The sequence below is a fragment of the Micromonospora parva genome (assembly GCF_040649675.1).
GTDB lineage: Bacteria > Actinomycetota > Actinomycetes > Mycobacteriales > Micromonosporaceae > Micromonospora > Micromonospora parva.
On sequence record NZ_JBEZFX010000009.1, the window covers coordinates 221,277 to 238,273 of the forward strand.

General features: G+C 72.5%; 10 protein-coding genes. 2 read left to right on the forward strand and 8 right to left on the reverse strand.

Annotated features, from left to right (window positions below; all coding sequences use genetic code 11):
• Positions 1-50 precede the first annotated feature (50 nt).
• A complete protein-coding gene (locus AB0C03_RS23410) occupies positions 51-1,595 on the forward strand; it encodes a GGDEF domain-containing protein (protein WP_030333154.1) in 1,545 nt (514 codons plus the stop codon).
• A gap of 60 nt (positions 1,596-1,655) precedes the next feature.
• On the opposite strand, the gene prfA is transcribed toward AB0C03_RS23410, so the two are convergent.
• Both prfA and rpmE read right to left on the reverse strand, forming a co-directional pair.
• Positions 1,656-2,744 (reverse strand): peptide chain release factor 1, encoded by a 1,089-nt coding sequence (gene prfA / locus AB0C03_RS23415; protein WP_030333152.1) that lies wholly within the window; start codon positions 2,742-2,744, stop codon positions 1,656-1,658.
• Between the two features lie 133 nt (positions 2,745-2,877).
• The gene (gene rpmE, locus AB0C03_RS23420; protein WP_030333150.1) at positions 2,878-3,102 is read right to left on the reverse strand and encodes a 50S ribosomal protein L31; all 225 of its coding nucleotides are present in this window, start codon (positions 3,100-3,102) and stop codon (positions 2,878-2,880) included.
• 275 nt (positions 3,103-3,377) lie between these two features.
• Here rpmE and AB0C03_RS23425 point away from each other — a divergent pair, with 275 nt between their 5' ends.
• Complete coding sequence (locus AB0C03_RS23425) at positions 3,378-4,274, forward strand: phosphatase domain-containing protein (RefSeq protein ID WP_030333148.1); 897 nt, start codon at positions 3,378-3,380, stop codon at positions 4,272-4,274.
• 45 nt (positions 4,275-4,319) lie between these two features.
• On the opposite strand, the gene AB0C03_RS23430 is transcribed toward AB0C03_RS23425, so the two are convergent.
• The 6 genes from AB0C03_RS23430 to AB0C03_RS23455 form a co-directional block, all read right to left on the reverse strand.
• Positions 4,320-7,793 carry a phosphodiester glycosidase family protein gene (locus AB0C03_RS23430; protein ID WP_357638821.1) on the reverse strand — a complete coding sequence of 1,158 codons (3,474 nt, stop codon included), beginning with the start codon at positions 7,791-7,793 and terminating at the stop codon, positions 4,320-4,322.
• A 158-nt stretch (positions 7,794-7,951) separates the two neighbouring features.
• Positions 7,952-10,144 (reverse strand): transcription termination factor Rho, encoded by a 2,193-nt coding sequence (rho, locus tag AB0C03_RS23435; protein WP_357638823.1) that lies wholly within the window; start codon positions 10,142-10,144, stop codon positions 7,952-7,954.
• 296 nt (positions 10,145-10,440) lie between these two features.
• The gene (gene thrB, locus AB0C03_RS23440; protein WP_357638825.1) at positions 10,441-11,385 is read right to left on the reverse strand and encodes a homoserine kinase; all 945 of its coding nucleotides are present in this window, start codon (positions 11,383-11,385) and stop codon (positions 10,441-10,443) included.
• 64 nt (positions 11,386-11,449) lie between these two features.
• Positions 11,450-12,694: an MFS transporter gene (locus tag AB0C03_RS23445; protein ID WP_210866400.1), complete on the reverse strand. Its 1,245-nt coding sequence runs from the start codon at positions 12,692-12,694 to the stop codon at positions 11,450-11,452.
• Positions 12,695-12,705: 11 nt separating this feature from the next.
• Positions 12,706-13,554 carry a polysaccharide deacetylase family protein gene (locus tag AB0C03_RS23450; RefSeq protein WP_247680972.1) on the reverse strand — a complete coding sequence of 283 codons (849 nt, stop codon included), beginning with the start codon at positions 13,552-13,554 and terminating at the stop codon, positions 12,706-12,708.
• A 126-nt stretch (positions 13,555-13,680) separates the two neighbouring features.
• On the reverse strand, positions 13,681-16,968 hold the full coding sequence (locus tag AB0C03_RS23455; RefSeq protein WP_210866401.1) for an efflux RND transporter permease subunit: 3,288 nt from the start codon (positions 16,966-16,968) through the stop codon (positions 13,681-13,683).
• Positions 16,969-16,997: the final 29 nt, after the last annotated feature.

The following is a 16,997-nucleotide window of genomic DNA, read 5'->3' on the forward strand; positions in this document are numbered from 1 at the left end:
GCGACGTGACGAACAGGTGCGCCCTGGCGCGCACGACAGGAGGTTGGCGGGTGGGCTGGCTCGACCGGGTCGAGGACCAGGTTGACGCCCTCACGCACGCCCGGGCGTTGCAGGAGGCCAGCCGCTCCGCGGAGTCGTACGTCCTGCTGGAGCGGGTGATCCGCACCACCAACGACCCGGCGGCGCGAGCGGACGCCATGGTGCAGCGCCTCTCCGCGCTGATCAATCTCGGTCGAACCGCGGAGTTCACCAGGGCCATCGAGGAGGCGTCGGCGGCCGTCCGCGACCTCGCCGAGCCGTACCTGCACGGTCACCTCAACGCGCTGGCCGCGCTCGCCGCGCACCACCAGGGAGCGCTGGACCGCTGCGTCATGCACCTCGTCCGAGCGGCCCGCGCGCTGGGCGCCGTCGCCGACCCGGACCGGGACACCGCCTGGGGCTGGCACGACCTGGCCATGGCCTACAGCTACCTGAGCTTCCACGGGTACGCGCTGGGCGCCATCGAGCGGGCCCGGCAGCTCGGGCTGACCGCCGGGATCCCGGAGGAGACGTTCGCCGCACCGGGCATCCGGCTGCGCAACGCCGTGGCCCTGGACCACAACGGCGACAGCGACGGTTGTCTGCGGGTGCTGCGGGACGTGGCGGCCGACCTGGCCCGCTTCGTTCGCGCCGGGCGGGCCGGGCAGCTGCGCCCGAGCAGCCTCGCCGCGTACGGCTACGCGGCCGCCCGACAGGCCGCGCTCGGCGACCAGGTGGCGACCGAGGGCACCGAGCCAGCCCGGTTGATCAGCCACGGTGGGGACAGCGCCCGTGCCCGCGACCTGCGTCAACTGGGGCAGGTGTGCCTCGCGGTCGCCGACGGTCGACCGATCGAAGCGGTCACCCGACTGGACACCGTCCAGGTGTCCAACGAGACGCTCGGGGCGGCCGAGCCGGCCCGACTGCGCAGCATCGCGCTGACCCGCGCCGGGGACCACCTGGCCGCGCACCGGGCCGACCGGCTGGCGTTCCGGCTCGCCGCGCAGCGCAACGACCGGCTGCGCGACGTGTACATCGACGGCATCGCCGCCCGCATCGACCACGAGGAGATGCGCCGCGAGGCGGCGCGCTTCGAGGGCGAGGCGTTGACCGACCCGCTCACTGGGCTGCCCAACCGCCGCCGGCTGGAGCGCTACATCACCGCTGTGGTCACCCGCGGCGACCGGGTGGTGATCGGCGTCTGCGACCTGGACGGCTTCAAGGCGGTCAACACCCGGCACGGGCACCACTCCGGCGACCTGGTGCTCCAACGCATCGCCGGCGTGATCAACCGGGTGATGCGCCGGGGCGATTTCGTGGCCCGCTACGGCGGTGACGAATTCGTGGTGGTGCTGCCGGACACCGGCATGGCCGAGGCCGCCGAGGTGGCCCGCCGGATCGAGGCAGCGGTCCGACTGGAGGACTGGGAATCGTTGGTGCCGGGCACCCCGGTCGGGGTGAGCATCGGCTTCGCCGAGGTCTCCGGTGGCAGCGGGCTGCGCGACGCGCTCAGCGTCGCGTTCGAGCAGGCCGACCGCGAGATGCTCCGCGCCAAGACCCGCCCCCGAGCGAGCTGACCGCCCGGCCCGCCCCGATCAGCGGCGGGTCGAGCGCCGCGACCAGGTCGAGCGCCGTGGTCAGCGGCGGGTCAGCTCGGTGTCGCCGGCGAGCCGGGCGGCACGGTCGGCCTCGGTGAGGGCGTCCAGCACCCCGTCCAGCTCGCCGCCGAGCGCCAGGTCCAGGTTGTACGCGGTGTAGCCGATCCGGTGATCGGTGATCCGGTTCTGCGGGAAGTTGTAGGTGCGGATCCGCTCCGAGCGGTCCACAGTGCGTACCTGCGCCTTGCGCGCGTCCGAGGCGGCGGCGTCGGCCTGCTCCTGCGCGGCGGCGAGCAGCCGGGCCCGCAGGATCCGCATCGCCTGCTCCCGGTTCTGCAACTGGGACTTCTCGTTCTGGCAGGAGACCACGATGCCGGTCGGCAGGTGGGTGATCCGCACCGCCGAGTCGGTGGTGTTGACCGACTGGCCGCCCGGGCCGGACGAGCGGAACACGTCGATGCGCAGGTCGTTCTGGTCGATGGTGACGTCGACGTCCTCGGCCTCCGGCAGCACCAGCACCCCGGCGGCGCTGGTGTGGATCCGGCCCTGCGACTCGGTCACCGGGACGCGCTGCACCCGGTGTACGCCGCCCTCCCACTTGAGCCGCGACCAGACGCCGTTGCCGCCCTCCGGCACACCCTTGGTCTTGATCGACAGGGAGACGTCCTTGACCCCGCCCAGGTCGGAATCCTGCGCGTCGATCACCTCGGTGACCCAACCGTGCCGCTCGGCGTAGCGGGTGTACATCCGCAGCAGGTCACCGGCGAACAGCGCCGACTCCTCGCCACCCTCGCCGGCCTTGATCTCGACGATCACGTCCTTGGCGTCGTGCGGGTCGCGCGGAATGAGCAGCTCGGCGAGGCGCTCCTCCAGCACCGGCAGGGACTCGGCGATGGACTCCGCCTCACCCGCGAAGGACGGGTCCTCGGCGGCCAGCTCGCGAGCCGCGGCCAGATCGGCGCGGGCCTGCTCCAACTCGTCGGCGGCCTTGTGCAGCGGCACCAGCTCGGCGTACCGGCGGCCGACCCTGCGCGCGGTGGCCTGGTCGGCGTGGATGGCCGGGTCGGCCAACCGCTTCTCCAGCTGCGCGTACTCGTCGAGAAGGCCGGCCAGACGCTCGCTGCTCATGCTGCGGATGCTCCTTCGACGGTGCGCGACGACCGGGCCGGGCCGGGGGGCCAGCGGCCGGGCGGAAAACTGAGGGAAATGCGGACGGCGCCCGCGTCCGGCGGAAAACCGGACGCGGGCGCCGAACGAGGAGCTACTTGGCCTTCTTGGCCTGAACCTTGGCGTACTTCTGCTGGAACTTCGCGACCCGGCCGGCGGTGTCGAGAACGCGCTGCTTACCGGTGTAGAACGGGTGGCAGGCGCTGCAGGTCTCGGCGTGGATCGCCCCGCCCTTGGCGGTGCTGCGGGTCGTGAACGTGTTGCCACAGGAGCAGCTGACCTCGGTGGTCACGTACTCCGGGTGGATGTTTGCCTTCATCTCGCCTCGGTCCTCTCGTTGGTGGTCGCCGGGTCGCCGTCATCGCTCGTCGCGCCGTACGCGACGGGCTCGGGCGTGAACCGGAACCGGTGGCCGATTGACCAGTGTGCCATGGGCCTGAGCCGACCCGGTAATCGGGCCGCACACCTCGTCCGGCATCGTCAACACGTGCCTACCCGTCCGCATTCCCACCGCCCGACGGGGCATTCGCGCACCCGGCGGACCGCCGCCAGGTACCCCGGCCGGGGTACGCCCGTCGAGCCGGAGGTGCGTCGATGACCCGCCTGATCGCCACCCGGGGACTGCCCGCCTCGGGCAAGACGACCTTCGCCCGCACGCTCCAGCCGTCCGTCGCGCGGGTCAACCGGGACGATCTGCGCCGGATGCTGCACGGCGAACGGTTGTTCACCCAGTGGGCCGAGGCGCAGGTGACCGCCGTGCAGCAGGCTCAGGTCGAGGCGCTGCTGCGGGCCCGCGCGGACGTCTGCGTGGACGACACCAACCTGCGCTCGCGGACCCTGCGGGGCTGGGCCGACCTGGCCGCCCGGCACGGCGCGCAGTTCGAGGTGCACGACTTCACCGACGTCCCGCTGGACGAGTGCCTGCGCCGCGACGCCGCCCGTCCGGCCGCCGACCAGGTGGGTGCGGACGCGATCCGCCGGCTGCACGAGCGGTACCTGCGGGGGCGCACCCTGCCGTTGCCGGTGCCACAGGCACGTACCGGACGCCCCGGCACCGTGCACCCGTCGTCGACCGAGCCACCGGAGATCGTTCTGGTGGACATCGACGGCACCGTCGCGCTGGCCGTCTCCCGCAGCCCGTACGACATGACCCGGGTGGGCGAGGACCAGCCGAACCCGGCGGTGATCGCGGCGGTCCGGGCGATGCACGCCGCCGGGTACGGGGTGGTCTTCTGCTCGGGGCGGGACGCCTCCGCCCGCGCGGCCACCGAGGCCTGGCTGGCCCGGCACGTACGAGTGCCCTACCTGGGTCTGCACCTGCGGGCGGTCGGTGACTCCCGCAAGGACTCGATCGTCAAGCGGGAGATCTACGACCGGGAGATCCGGGACCGTTACCGGGTGGCCGGCGTCTTCGACGACCGCGTCCAGGTGGTCCAGATGTGGCGGGCCCTCGGCCTCACCGTCTTCCAGGTGGCCGAGGGCGACTTCTGAGCCCCGGGCGGGGGCCCTCCGCGCCGGAAGGGCCCCGCCCGCTGCTCACCGGGTGAGGGCGATGGTGGCCTCGGCGCTGAGGCCGTTGACAGTGACAGTCAGGCGTATCGGCGCGCCGGACCGCAGTGCCGTCAGGGTGCCGGTGGCCGGGTCGAAGCGGGCGGTGTGCCACTGGCGCACCCCGGCCGCCGAGCCGATGTGCACCTGCGGCGACCCGGACCAGTCGGCGCTGACCGGCGCGGCCACCGGGACCGTACGCCCGCCGGGCTGGGTCAGCGTGGCGCTGACCGACACCGGGGTGCCCACCGCGACGCTGGCCGGGGCGGTCACCGTGAGCCGGTCGGCGTGCGCGTGGAACTCCGCGTCCACCCAGGCCGGCCCCTCGGCGAGCGGGTTCCGGCGGGCGCGCTCGGCCTCGGCCGGGGTGACCGGGTCCACGCCGAACTCCGTCCAGCCGGTGAAGCCGCCCTGGTCGGCGGGGGTGGATGGCGTCTTGCCGGCGTTGCCGTTGATGACGTAGGGCACCCCGTCCACCCGGTCGGCGTGGAACGTGCCGACGTGCCCGCCCACGAACAGCGCGCCCTTTCCGGTGCGGTGCTGGAAGTCGGCCATCCACTGCTCCAGCAGCGCCGCCTCCTTGCGGTCACCGAGCTGGCTGGCCTGCGCCGGGCTGGGGTCGCGCGCCGGGTGGTGGTGCAGCACGACGACCGAACCCACGCGTCGGTCGGTGGCCGCCGCGTCCAGCGTCTCGCGCAGCATCCGTACCTGGTCGAAGCCTCCGCCGCGCAGCGTCCCGGTGGACGAGTTCAGCGTGACGAACCGGGTGCCGTTGTGGTCGAACACCCGTGAGGTGGCACCGAAGGCGGCCTCGAAGTTGCTGATCGGCGCGCCCATGATCTCGTGGTTGCCGGGCACGTAGTACCAGGGCAGGGCGTCGCCCAGTTCCTCGGCGAGGATGCGCTTGGCCAGCGCGAAGTCGGCCGGGTAGGCGGTGTCCACGAAGTCACCGTTGATCAGCAGGAAGTCCGGCCTGGCGGCCTTGACCTCGCGCAGCGTCCGGCGGGCCTGGGCGACCAGGTCACTGTCCGGGTCGGCGGCGACGAACTGGGCGTCGGAGAGCACCGCGAACCGCCACGGCGCGCCGTCCACGGTGCCGTCGCGGACCACCACCCGATCGGTACGCGGCGGCACCGCCGGCACGTCGACGGTCGGGGGCACCTTCGCCACCAGGTCGTCGATGATCACCTCGCTGGTGTACTGCGCCGCGGCGTTCGTCTCGGCCACGTAGAACCGGCGCACCCGCACCGGGTACTGCACCCCGGCCGGCACCGCGAACTCCACGTACCGCCAGCCGGTCCAGGTGATCAGCGGGCCGCGCAGCACGTGCTGGGTGTCCTGGGCGTCGTGCAGGTGCAGGCTCGGCCACTCCCCGGTGCCGTTGCCGTGGATCCACATGCCGAACGCCTGCGGCTGGCCGGGCACCTCGATCCAGGCCGGCGGGTCGGCGTACGCGGCCCGCGTGCCGGTGGACTGGCTGAAGTCGTACGTCATCCGCAGGCCCGTGCCGGTGTGTCCCGGCGCCGGCGCTACCGACCCGCTGGCGCGGGCCTGGCTGAACCGCCAGGATCCGGCGTCGTCGAAGCCGGCCACCGGCACGTCGGTCAGCCCGACGGTGACCGGCAGGACGGTGCTGCTCCGTCCGACGTGCACGGTGACCAGGGCGGAGCCGGTGTCCCGCAGCGCGCTGACCGCGAGGTTGCCGTCCGCGGTCGGAGTGATCCGTAGCAGGTCCCTGTCGTAGTCGAGGGTCAGGTCGGCCGGCTCGATCGGCGCGGTGTTGCCGTCGCCGTCGTACCCGACCACGCCGACCACCGCGTTGCCGTCCCGCCCGGTCAGCCCGACGCGCGGCACGGTGGCGCCGATCCGGGTCAGCGGGCCGAGCACGGTGAGACCCAGCGAGCCGGTGGCCCGGCCACGTGCCGCGGTGACCGTGCTGGCCCCCGGTGTGCCGGCGTGGAACACCCCGTCACCGCCGACCCGGCCGCGTACCGCCGGGGTCACCCGCCAGCTGGGGGCGCCGGCCGCCGGGCCGTACGTCTCGTCGTAACCAGCGGCGGTGAGGACGCGGGTCAGACCGGGAAAGACCCGGTCGGGCCGGCCACCACGCACCGGCGAGATGCCCGGGGCGGCGGTGGGGTCGCTGGCCGTCTCGACCCAGTAGCCGGTGAGCCGGCCGCTGCCCTTCGGCGCGTAGATGGCCAGGCCGTTGGGCACGGCCCGCTCGGTCCCGTCCGACGGGCCGTTCTCCACCTGCACAGCCGGTGCGCCCGGCTCCCGGGCCAGCAGCGTGGACGAGCCGCCACCGTCGAGGTTGAGCGCGTGATGGGCACCGAGTTCGGCCATCATCCGGCCCATCTCGGTCTGCGTCACGCCGCGGCTGTCGACCTGCCGGCCGTCCACCGTCAACATGATCATCTTTCGCCCGTCGGCGCTGAAGCCGACGGAGGTGCGCGGAGCCAGCGTCGGGTCGGCGATGCTCTGGACGACGCCGTCGCGGACCAGCACGTTGCCGCCTCCGACGGCAGCGTGCAGGCTGCTGCCGTCGGACGGCTTCGGACGCCAGGCCACCGTCACCGGGTCACCGGGGCGAAGACCGGCGAGGGCGTCCGCACCGGCGTCCCGGCCGAGCAGCACGGTGCTGCCGGCGGCGATCGGTCCGCTGCCGGCCACAGCGCTCACCCCGGTCACCCGACCGCCGGAGACGGTGACCTCGACCACCCGGGCCGCGCCCTCCACCGCCCGCTGCCGGGAGTACGTCCCCCAGAGTTCGGTGAACGCGCCGATGCCGTCGGCCTGCACCATGTTGTTGAACTGGGTCAGCGGCACCGGCCCGGTGGGCAGGGTGGCGCTGCCGTCGAAGTTCACCTCGATCACCCGGCCGAGCCCGCTCGTGGTGACCGCCACCGCGTTGTGGTGGCCGCCGACCGCCGACTGGATCAGCTCGCCGTCGCGGATGCCGACGCCCTGGGCGGCACCGGAGTTGTTGATGTCGAAGAAGTCACCGTTGACGGCGGCGACAGCCCGCGTGGCGTCCGCCGCCGTGCGCAGGGGCTCGGCCCGGCTGACCGCCCCGGAGTTGACGTAGTCGACGGTGGACCCACCGGCGAGGTCGGTGGTGAGGGCGTCGGCGCGCAGCCAGCCGTCGGCGTCGTACCGGTCGAAGGAGGTGAGCTGCACGCCCGGGGCGACCGGTCGGGTGGTCTTCGTGGTCTCCAGTCCGCCGGCCGGCTCCAGACCGTCGGTGGCCGAGGTCGAGGCGGTCGCGGCGGGGTCGGTGACCAGCCCGACGGAACCGAACGGCCACGACGACGCGGACGGCGCGTCCTCGGCGAGGGTGGACGGGGCGACGGTGGACGGGGCCGGCGGGGCGGCGGTGGCCGGCAGCGGCGCGGCCAGCGAGAGCAGTGGCGTCAGCAGCAGGACGCCGGTGCGGCGGGCGGATCGTCTGCGGGTACGCATGGACGACAGTCAACCCGGTCCTGAATAGAAGTTTCAAGACCCCTGGACTGAAGCGAAGGAAAACTCCACAATGACATCATCGGGGGGATCGGGCTGGGGACATGACGAAGGGGCACGACCACAACGGCCGTGCCCCTTCGTCGGTCAGCGCAGGAGGGTCACTCCCCCGGCGTCGACTTCGCGATCTGCATCAGGAACTCGATGTTCGTGCGGGACTGCTTGAGCCGGTCCAGCAGGAGATCCATCGCCGCCTGCGAATCCAGCGAGTGCAGCACCTTCCGGAGCTTGTGGATGATGGCCAGCTCTTCCGGTGCGAGCAGGACCTCTTCCTTACGCGTACCGGACGGGTTGATGTCGATGGCCGGGAAGGTCCGCTTGTCGGCGATCTTCCGGTCCAGCTTCAACTCGGCGTTGCCCGTGCCCTTGAACTCCTCGAAGATGACCGTGTCCGCCATGGAACCGGTCTCCACCAGCGCCGTGGCGATGATGGTCAGCGACCCGCCGTTCTCGATGTTGCGGGCCGCGCCGAGGAAGCGCTTCGGCGGGTACAGCGCGGTGGAGTCGATACCACCCGACATGATCCGGCCGCTGGCCGGTGCCGCCAGGTTGTACGACCGACCGAGCCGGGTCACCGAGTCGAGCAGCACGACGACGTCGTGCCCCAGCTCGACGAGGCGCTTGGCCCGCTCGATGGCCAGCTCCGCCACCGTGGTGTGGTCCTGCGGCGGACGGTCGAACGTGGCCGCGATGACCTCGCCCTTGATCGACCGCTGCATGTCGGTGACCTCTTCGGGCCGCTCGTCGACCAGCACCACCATCAGGTGGCACTCCGGGTTGTTGCGGGTGATCGCGTTCGCGATCGCCTGCAGCACCATCGTCTTACCCGCCTTGGGCGGAGACTGGATGAGTGCCCGCTGGCCCTTGCCGATCGGCATGACCAGGTCGATGACCCGGGTGGTCAGGATGTGCGGCTCGGTCTCCAACCGCAGGCGCTCCTGCGGGTAGAGCGGAGTGAGCTTGTAGAACTCCGGACGACGCCGCGCCTCCTCCGGCTCCATCCCGTTGATCGTGTCCAGCCGCATCAGCGGGTTGTACTTGTCGCGCCGCTGGTCACCGCTGTTGCCACCCTCACGGGCCGCCCGCACCGCACCGGTGATCGCGTCACCACGGCGCAGGCCGTACTTCTTGATCTGGGACATCGAGACGTACACGTCGTTCGGGCCGGCCAGGTAACCGGTCGTCCGCACGAAGGCGTAGTTGTCGAGCACGTCGATGATGCCGGCCACCGGGACGAGCACGTCGTCCTCGCTGACCTGCGGCTCACGCCCGCCGGTGTCGGCACCGGTCTCGGCGCGCTCGCCGCGCCCGCGGCGACGGTCCCGGAAACGACTGCGCCGGCCGCGCCGGCCGCCGCCCTCGCCGTCGTCGTCGTCGCTGTCCCGCTCGGCCCGCTGACCACGGTCGTTGCGGTCGTTGCGGTCACCGCGGTCTTGGCGGTCGTTGCGCTCGGCCCGCTCACCCCGGTCGGCACGCTCACCACGATCGTTGCGCTCGCCCCGGTCGGTACGCTCGGCCCGCTCGCTCCGGTCGTTGCGCTCGCCCCGGTCGGCCCGCTCGCCCCGGTCGACACGCTCACCGCGCTCGGCACGCTCACCGCGCTCGGCACGCTCGCCCCGGTCGGCACGCTCGCCCCGGTCGGCACGCTCACCGCGCTCGGCACGCTCGCCCCGGTCGGCACGCTCACCGCGCTCGGCACGCTCACCGCGCTCCGGACGCTCGGCCCGGTCGCGACGGGTCTCGCCGCGGTCGGCACGCTCGCCGGCTTCCGCCTCGTCGCCACGGGTTTCGGTCGCCCGCGCCTCGGTCGCCCGCGCCTCAGCGGGACGTGCCTCGGTCGCCCGCGCCTCGGCGGGGCGCGCCTCGGTGGCACGGGCCTCCGCCGCCGCGGTCCGGCTGCGCCGGGTGCGACTACGGCCCTCGGTCTCGGCGGCCGGCTCGGCCGGCGCCTCTTCGGCACCGCGTCGACCCTCGGCTGCCGGCCGGTCGGCGGTCTCCCGCACCTCGGCCCGCACCCCCTCACGGGTCGGCGCGGCTGCGGCCGCGACCTCGGCCCGTGGTCGAGGGGTCCCGGCGGCGTTGCCGCCCTGCCGCTCGGAAATCGCGGCGATCAGCTCGCCCTTGCGCATGCGAGCCGTGCCGGAGATGCCGAGCGACGCAGCCAGGCTCTGCAGCTCTGGCAGCAGCATCGCCGACAGACCGGTGCCGCTACGCCGACGACGGGCGGGAGCGGCGGCGGTGGCATCGCCAGCGACGTTGGAAACATCCGACGTCACGTCGGTGGTGTCGCTCAATGGATTCCTTCCCTCGATAGGCCGGGACTGCCCGGAGTCGGAACTCAGGTGGCCGGGCGGCCTCGGTGCACCCGCCTCGCAAGGACGCGTCGCGGGAGTCTGTGACACAGCAGCCGGTCGGTATCCCGACTCACCAACGTCGGTGAGCAGGTCTCGCCGTCTGCGGCGACCTGTGGAAACTGCGGCGCGGCGTGGGCCTTGGGCAGGGGTAGACGGGCTGACCGCCGAGAGCTTCGGGGGTGCGCCGCCCCGCAGGAGATCGCGTGCTTCGCGGCTGTGCTAGGTCTAGAGCGTAATCAACTCTTCCGACCTGCGGCAACAGGGTCCCGCTCGGCGTGTCCAAGTGTACCCCGGGCGACCCGCGCGCCGCTGACGTCTATCGGTAACTGCCAGATCTCCCAGTCTGTTCCCAGCGGGAAGTCCGCTGGCGGCTCGCTGAGCGCCAGGACAGTCGGCCCCGCCCCACTGACCACAGCTGCCACACCCGCCGCGCGCAACGCGTTGACCAGCGAAGACGTGCCCTGCATCCCGGCTGCGCGATAGTCCTGGTGGAGCCGGTCGACGGTGGCCGGCAGCAGCAGGGCCGGGTCCGTGGTGAGCGCGTGCACCAGCAGGGCCGCCCGCCCCGCCGTCAACGCGGCGTCACCATGCGGCACGGTGGCCGGCAGGGCCGCCCGCGCGGTCGCTGTCAGTCCGCGTTCCGCCGGGACGAAAACAGTGGGCCGCACCGCGTCGGCGACCGGCAGGGACACCGCCCGGGCACCGCCCGGCTCGGACCAGGCCACCGTGAAACCGCCGAGCAGGCACGGTGCCACGTTGTCGGGGTGACCCTCGATCTCGGCGGCCAGCCGCAGCGTGCCGGCGTCGTCGAGGCGGTGCTCCCCGTCGACGACGAGGGCCCGGGCCAGCAGCACCCCGGCGACGATCGCGGCGGACGAGGAGCCCAGCCCACGCGCCTGCGGGATCCGGTTGACGCACTGCACGCTCAGCCCGCCGGGTTGGGCCCCCAGCACGTCGAACGCGGCGCGCATGGCCCGCACCACCAGGTGTCTGTCGTCGTCGGGCAGCTCACCGGCGCCCTGCCCGGTCACTGTCACCCGGACACCGCTCGGCGCGACCTCGGCGGCCAGGTCGTCGTAGAGCCTGAGGGCGAGGCCCAGCGCGTCGAAGCCCGGGCCCAGGTTGGCGCTGGTCGCCGGGACGCGGACCCGGACCGACTCGGCGGTGAAGTTCGTCGGCACGCGCTCATGCTAGGGCCCGGGACCGACGAACCGGGCCCGCGCCCGCTGCCTGGGATCGCCGAGCTCAGCCGGCCGGGTCCGGGACCGGCTCGGCGGCCGGATCGGTGAGCGAGAGCCGGCGGGTGGCGATCCGCCAACCGACCGCGTACACGAGGGTGATCAGACCGCAGCCGGCGAGCACCACCCGTTCGTCGACCACGTCCACCACCAGGGCCACCGCCAGTTGGCTCACCGAGATCGCCAACGTCGCCAGCATCATGTCGGTGGCGAAGACGCGGCCCCGCAGCCGGTCCGGGACCTCGCCCTGCAGGGCGAAGTTCGACATCACCCAGTTACTGCCACCCGCGAAGTGCGCCACGAAGACCAGCAACAGCACCAACGGAAACCAGCGCACGACGGAGGTGCCCAGGTAGGACAGGCCGTACAGCGACATGGACAACGCCAGCCCGGGCAGCAGCCAGGCCCGGTTGGTCAGCACCCGGCGCATCAGGATCGGCCCCACCAACGCTCCCGCGCCGCGTACCGCGAAGAGCAGGCCGGCGCCGAGCGGGCCGACACCGTAGACACCGGCCAACAGCGGGAACACGGTCAGCACGCCGTTGCCCAGGCCCACCGCCGACTTCACGGTGACCAGCGCCAGCACCCGGGGGCGGTGACCGATGTAGCCGAGTGCCTCGCGGACGGCGGACCAGGTCCGCTGGGGCGGTTGGTCGGCGTCCCGGGGCACCTGCAACGGCCGGCGGATCCGGGTGGCGAGGGCCGCGGCGACCGCCAGGCCCGCCGCCGCCACCCAGAAGCAGACGTACGGGCCGGCAGCGGTGCTCAGCACGCCGCCGAGCGAGGCACCGACCACGGTCATGGTGCCCCAGGCCGAGCCGGCGACGGCGTTGCCGGCAGCGAGTTCGTGCGGCTCCAGCACGTTGGGCAGCGCGGCCTGGGCCGCCGGCGAGTAGAACGCCTTGGCCACCGCCACCGCGCCGATCGCCACCAGCGCCAGCCACGCCGTTGCCGCGTTGCGCACGCCGAGCAGCAGCAGCACGCCCGCCAGCGCCGCCACGTTCGCGGCGATCATGATCTTCCGGCGGTCGAAGCGGTCGGCGATCGTGCCGGTGTACGGCAGCAGCAGCGCCACGATGCCGGTGTCCACCGCCAACACCAGCGCGCCCCAGACGCCGCTGCCGGTCAGCTGCGGCAGCAGCACCAACAGCGGCACCATGACGAACCAGTCGGCGCCGAAGACCACCAACTCGGCGAGGAAGAGGTTGCGGAAGCTCCGATTGCCGGTCAGAACGGAGAGGGTGGACGCCACGGAGCGCGACCCTACCTGGTCGGTGGCGGCGCGACACCCGCTCCCAGCAGCGCCGAGACCGTGACGAAGGTGTAGCCGCGCGACCGTAACCCGTTGATCATGTCGGTCAGGCCCCGCAGTGCGACAAGCCGCCGCCGCGCCCCCACGTCGTGGCCGAGCACGATCGTTCCCGGCCGGACGCCCGCCACGATCCGCCGGGCGTGGCCAGCCGGATCGTCGGGGAACTCACGCTCCACCATCTGCAGCGACCAGAGCACCAGTCGGTAGTCCAGTCGGGCCGCCGCGTGCAGCACCGCACCGCCCAGGTGGCCGTACGGCGGACGGAGCAGCACCGGCGGCGACCCGGTCAGCTCGGCGATCACGTCGTGGCTGCGGCGCAGGTCGTCGTACGCCTCGTCGGCGTCCAGTTCGGCCAGGTCCCGGTGCTGCCAGCTGTGGTTGCCCACCTCGTGCCCGCCGAGCCGGTCGCGGACGACGTCGGCGTGCCGATGGACCTGCGCCCCGACCATGAAGAAGGTGGCCGGAACCCGGTGCTCGGCCAGGGTGTCGAGCACCATCGGAGTCCACTGTGGTGCGGGGCCGTCGTCGAAGGTGAGCGCCACCAGGCGCTGGTTGGTCGGTGCCGACCAGATGACCTCCAGCGCGCCGGAGCCGACATCCTGCTGACCGTTGCCGAGGGTGGCGCTGGCGGGGCCACCGGCGATCGGCAGTTTGCGATGGCCGCTCCACCACGCCTCGGACGTCCCCGCGCCGACGGCCACACCGCTCACCACCAGCAGGCCACGGCGCAGCAGGTCGCGTCGCCCCCACCCGCGCGCGTCCTCGGCCATCCGCCCGCCCCGCTCCACCCACACCCCCATCCATCTACGAGGAGTATGCAAGAAGTTACACAAAGTGCGGAGCGGTCGGGTCGGAGTGTTTCGGCTCAAACAACTGGAACGCCCCCGGCAGAAATCCACCGGGGGCGTTCCGAACCTCGCTGCGACCTACTCGGTCGGCTCCGCCGGGGGCAGCGGCGAGGTGCGGCTACGGGGCAGCCGCAGCACCTCGAACTGGTCCGTGCCCTCCACCAGCGCGGCCGACGGCGCCGGTCGCCCGGCCGGCTGCGCACCTTCGGCGGTGGCCGGGGCCGGGGCCGGCGCGGGCGCGCCGCTCGGCACCGCGACCTGGTTCGGGGCTGGCGACTCGTCCGCCTCCACGGTGGTCACCGCCGACCCCCCGGAGCGCCGCCGTGCGCGCCGAGCGCGCAGCGACTCCTTGGTGTGCTCCACCATCGTGTACAGCGTCGGCACCAGGATCAGCGTGAGCAACGTCGAGCTGAGCAGACCACCGATCACCACGACCGCCAGCGGCTGGGAGATGAAGCCGCCCTCACCGGTCAACCCGAGCGCCATCGGCAGCAGCGCGAAGATGGTCGCCACCGCCGTCATCAGGATCGGGCGCAGCCGGCGACGGCCACCTTCGACCACCGCCTCCTGAACCCCCATGCCCTGCGCCCGGTACTGGTTGATCAGGTCGAGCAACACGATCGCGTTGGTCACCACGATGCCGACCAGCATCAGCACACCGATCAGCGCCGGCACGCCGAGCGGCGTTCCGGTGACCAACAGCAGGCCGATCGCACCGGTCGCCGCGAACGGGATGGAGATCAGCAGGATCAGCGACTGGGTCAGGCTGCGGAACGTCGCCACCATGATCAGGAAGACGATTGCGATCGCGGCCAGCACCGCCAGGCCCAGGTCCGCGAAGGCGTCCGCCTGATCCGCGCTGACACCACCGATGGTGAAGCTCGCACCCGGCACGTTGATGCCGTCCAACCGCTTCTGCAACTCAGTGCTGGTCGCGCCCAGGTTCGAGCCGGTCGCCGAGCCGGTCACCGACACGCTGCGCTCACCGTCGATCCGACTGACCTGCTGCGGCCCCTCGCCCTGGGTGACCTTCGCGATGTCGCCCAAGGTGACCGGACCCACCGGCAGCGCCCGCAGCGCCTCCACCGTCGTCGGCGGCTGCGTGCCCAGCCGCAGCACCACGTTCTGCTGCCGGCCGTCGAGCGTGACCTGCCCCAGCGGCGCTCCCCGGAACGCCTGCGACACCAACTGCCCCACGGCGGCCTCGGTGAGCCCGACCCGACCGGCGGCGACCCGGTCGACCGTCACGTCGACTCGCGGCACCTGCGCGGCCAGGCTGGTGGTGACGTCCTCGACGTCCGGCACCCCGGCCATCGCCGTGCGGGCCTCCTCGGCGGCCCGGGCCAGCACCTCCGGGTCGCTGGCCTGGACGATCACCTCCAGCTGGCTGGTCGACGCCTCCTGCCCGCCACCGAAGCTGATCTCGCCCAGCCCGCTGCCGAGCTTGTCGAACTCCTCGCGCAGCACCTCACGCATCTGCTTCGCGTCGGTGTCACCGTCGAGCGCCAACGACCAGTTGGCGACGTTGTTGCCGCCACCCCCGAACGGGTTGTCCCCGCCGCCGGCGGTCACCTGGTACGTCTTGACGCCCTTGGTGCGGGACAGCACCGACTCGATCTGCTTGGCCGCCGCGTCGGTGGCCGCCAGACCACTGCCGGCCGGCAGCTCCTGGCTCATGTTGAGGGTGTCCTGGCCGGAGTCGTCCAGGAAGTTGGTCTCCAACTTCTGCGACAGGCCGAAGGTGCCGAAGAGCACCAGCAGGCCGAGCCCGACGGTGATCCAGCGGGTGGACCGCTTGCGGGTGGCGAAGCCGATCACCGGCAGGTAGCCCCGCTGCAACGGGTTGCGCAGCTCCTTCTCCTCCGCGCCGCGCCGTACCGCCTCGTCGTCGGCGGTGCCGCTGGGCGGCTTGAGGAACCAGTACGCGAGGACCGGGATCACGGTCAGCGACACCAGCAGCGAGGCGACCAGGGCCACCGTCACGGTGATCGCGAACGGCGCGAAGAGCTGGCCCACGAACCCGCCGACCAGCGCGATGGGCGCGAACACCGCCACCGTGGTGAGGGTGGACGCGGTCACCGCACCGGCCACCTCCCGGACCCCGGTGATGATGGCGTGCCGCTTCTCCTCGCCGTACTCCAGGTGTCGTTTGATGTTCTCCAACACCACGATCGAGTCGTCGACCACCCGACCGACAGCGATTGTCAACGCGCCGAGGGTGAGCAGGTTGAGCGAGTAGTCACCGATCCACAGGGCGATCAGCGCCACCAGCACGGAGAGCGGGATGGAGACCGCGGTGACCACCGTCGAGCGCACCGACAGCAGGAAGACCAGGATGACGATGACCGCCATCACCAGGCCCAGCAGGCCCTCGGTGGTCAGCGACTCGATCGACTTCTCGACGAACGGCGCCTGGTCGAAGACCACCGTCAGCTCCGCGCCGGAGGCGTCCTTCAGGTCGTCGAGCCGGTCACGGATCTCGTGCGAGATCTGCACGGCGTTGCCGTCCGGGGCCGCGGTGATCGCGACACCGAGGCTGTCCTTGCCGTTGGTACGGGTGATCGCGGTGGCCGGAGCGAGCTGCTGCTCGACGGTCGCCACGTCACCGAGTCGCACCGGTGCCGCCGCCGGGGCGATCACGATGCCGCGCAGCTCCTCCAGGGTGGCGATCGGCGTACCGACCTGCACCGGGAGGGCCAGTGTGCCGTCGGTCACCGCGCCGGCCGGCACCGCCACGCCGTTGGTCTTCAGCGCCGCGCCGATCGCCGTCGGTTGGATCTTCGCGGCGGCCAGCTTCGCCGGGTCCGGGGTGACCACCACCACGTCGTCCCGGTCGCCGGTCACCTCGACGGTGCGTACCCCCTCGATGCCCTCCAGCTCCGGCACCACTGTGGCGCGCAGTTTCTCGGCGAGCGCCCGCTCGTCCCCGGTGCCGGCCGCGGCCAGCACCACCGCCGGGAGGTCGTCGGTGCTACCCGCGATGACCTGCGGGTCCACGCCCTCCGGCAGCTGGGCGTCGATGCGGCTCAACGCGGTCTGCATCTTGTTGACCACGTCGTCCAGGTCGGTGCCGAACTCGTACATCACCTGGACGGTGGCCGCCCCCTCGCGGGACGTGGAGGTGATCTTGTCCAGCCCGGGGATGCCCTGCAGGGCGTTCTCGATCGGCTCGGTCACCTGGGACTCGACGATCTCGGGGCCGGCGCCGGGGTAGGGGGCCACGATGAACGCGGCCGGGAACTCGAGCGACGGCAGCAGTTGCTGCTTCAGCGACGGCACGGCGAACGCTCCGAACACCGTGGTCACCACCGCGATGAGGGCGATCAGCCCTCGGTTGGCGAGGCTGAATCTGGCGAGCAGCGACATCGGCCTGGCTCACTCCTGAACGAGAATGC

Coding starts and splice junctions, on each gene's coding strand:
- prfA (WP_030333152.1), bottom strand. CDS start 2,744: ATGAGCAGCGAGCGTCTGGCCGGCCTTCTCGACGAGTACGCGCAGCTG.
- AB0C03_RS23430 (WP_357638821.1), bottom strand. CDS start 7,793: ATGCGTACCCGCAGACGATCCGCCCGCCGCACCGGCGTCCTGCTGCTG.
- AB0C03_RS23450 (WP_247680972.1), bottom strand. CDS start 13,554: ATGGGGGTGTGGGTGGAGCGGGGCGGGCGGATGGCCGAGGACGCGCGC.
- rpmE (WP_030333150.1), bottom strand. CDS start 3,102: ATGAAGGCAAACATCCACCCGGAGTACGTGACCACCGAGGTCAGCTGC.
- AB0C03_RS23425 (WP_030333148.1), top strand. CDS start 3,378: ATGACCCGCCTGATCGCCACCCGGGGACTGCCCGCCTCGGGCAAGACG.
- AB0C03_RS23455 (WP_210866401.1), bottom strand. CDS start 16,968: ATGTCGCTGCTCGCCAGATTCAGCCTCGCCAACCGAGGGCTGATCGCC.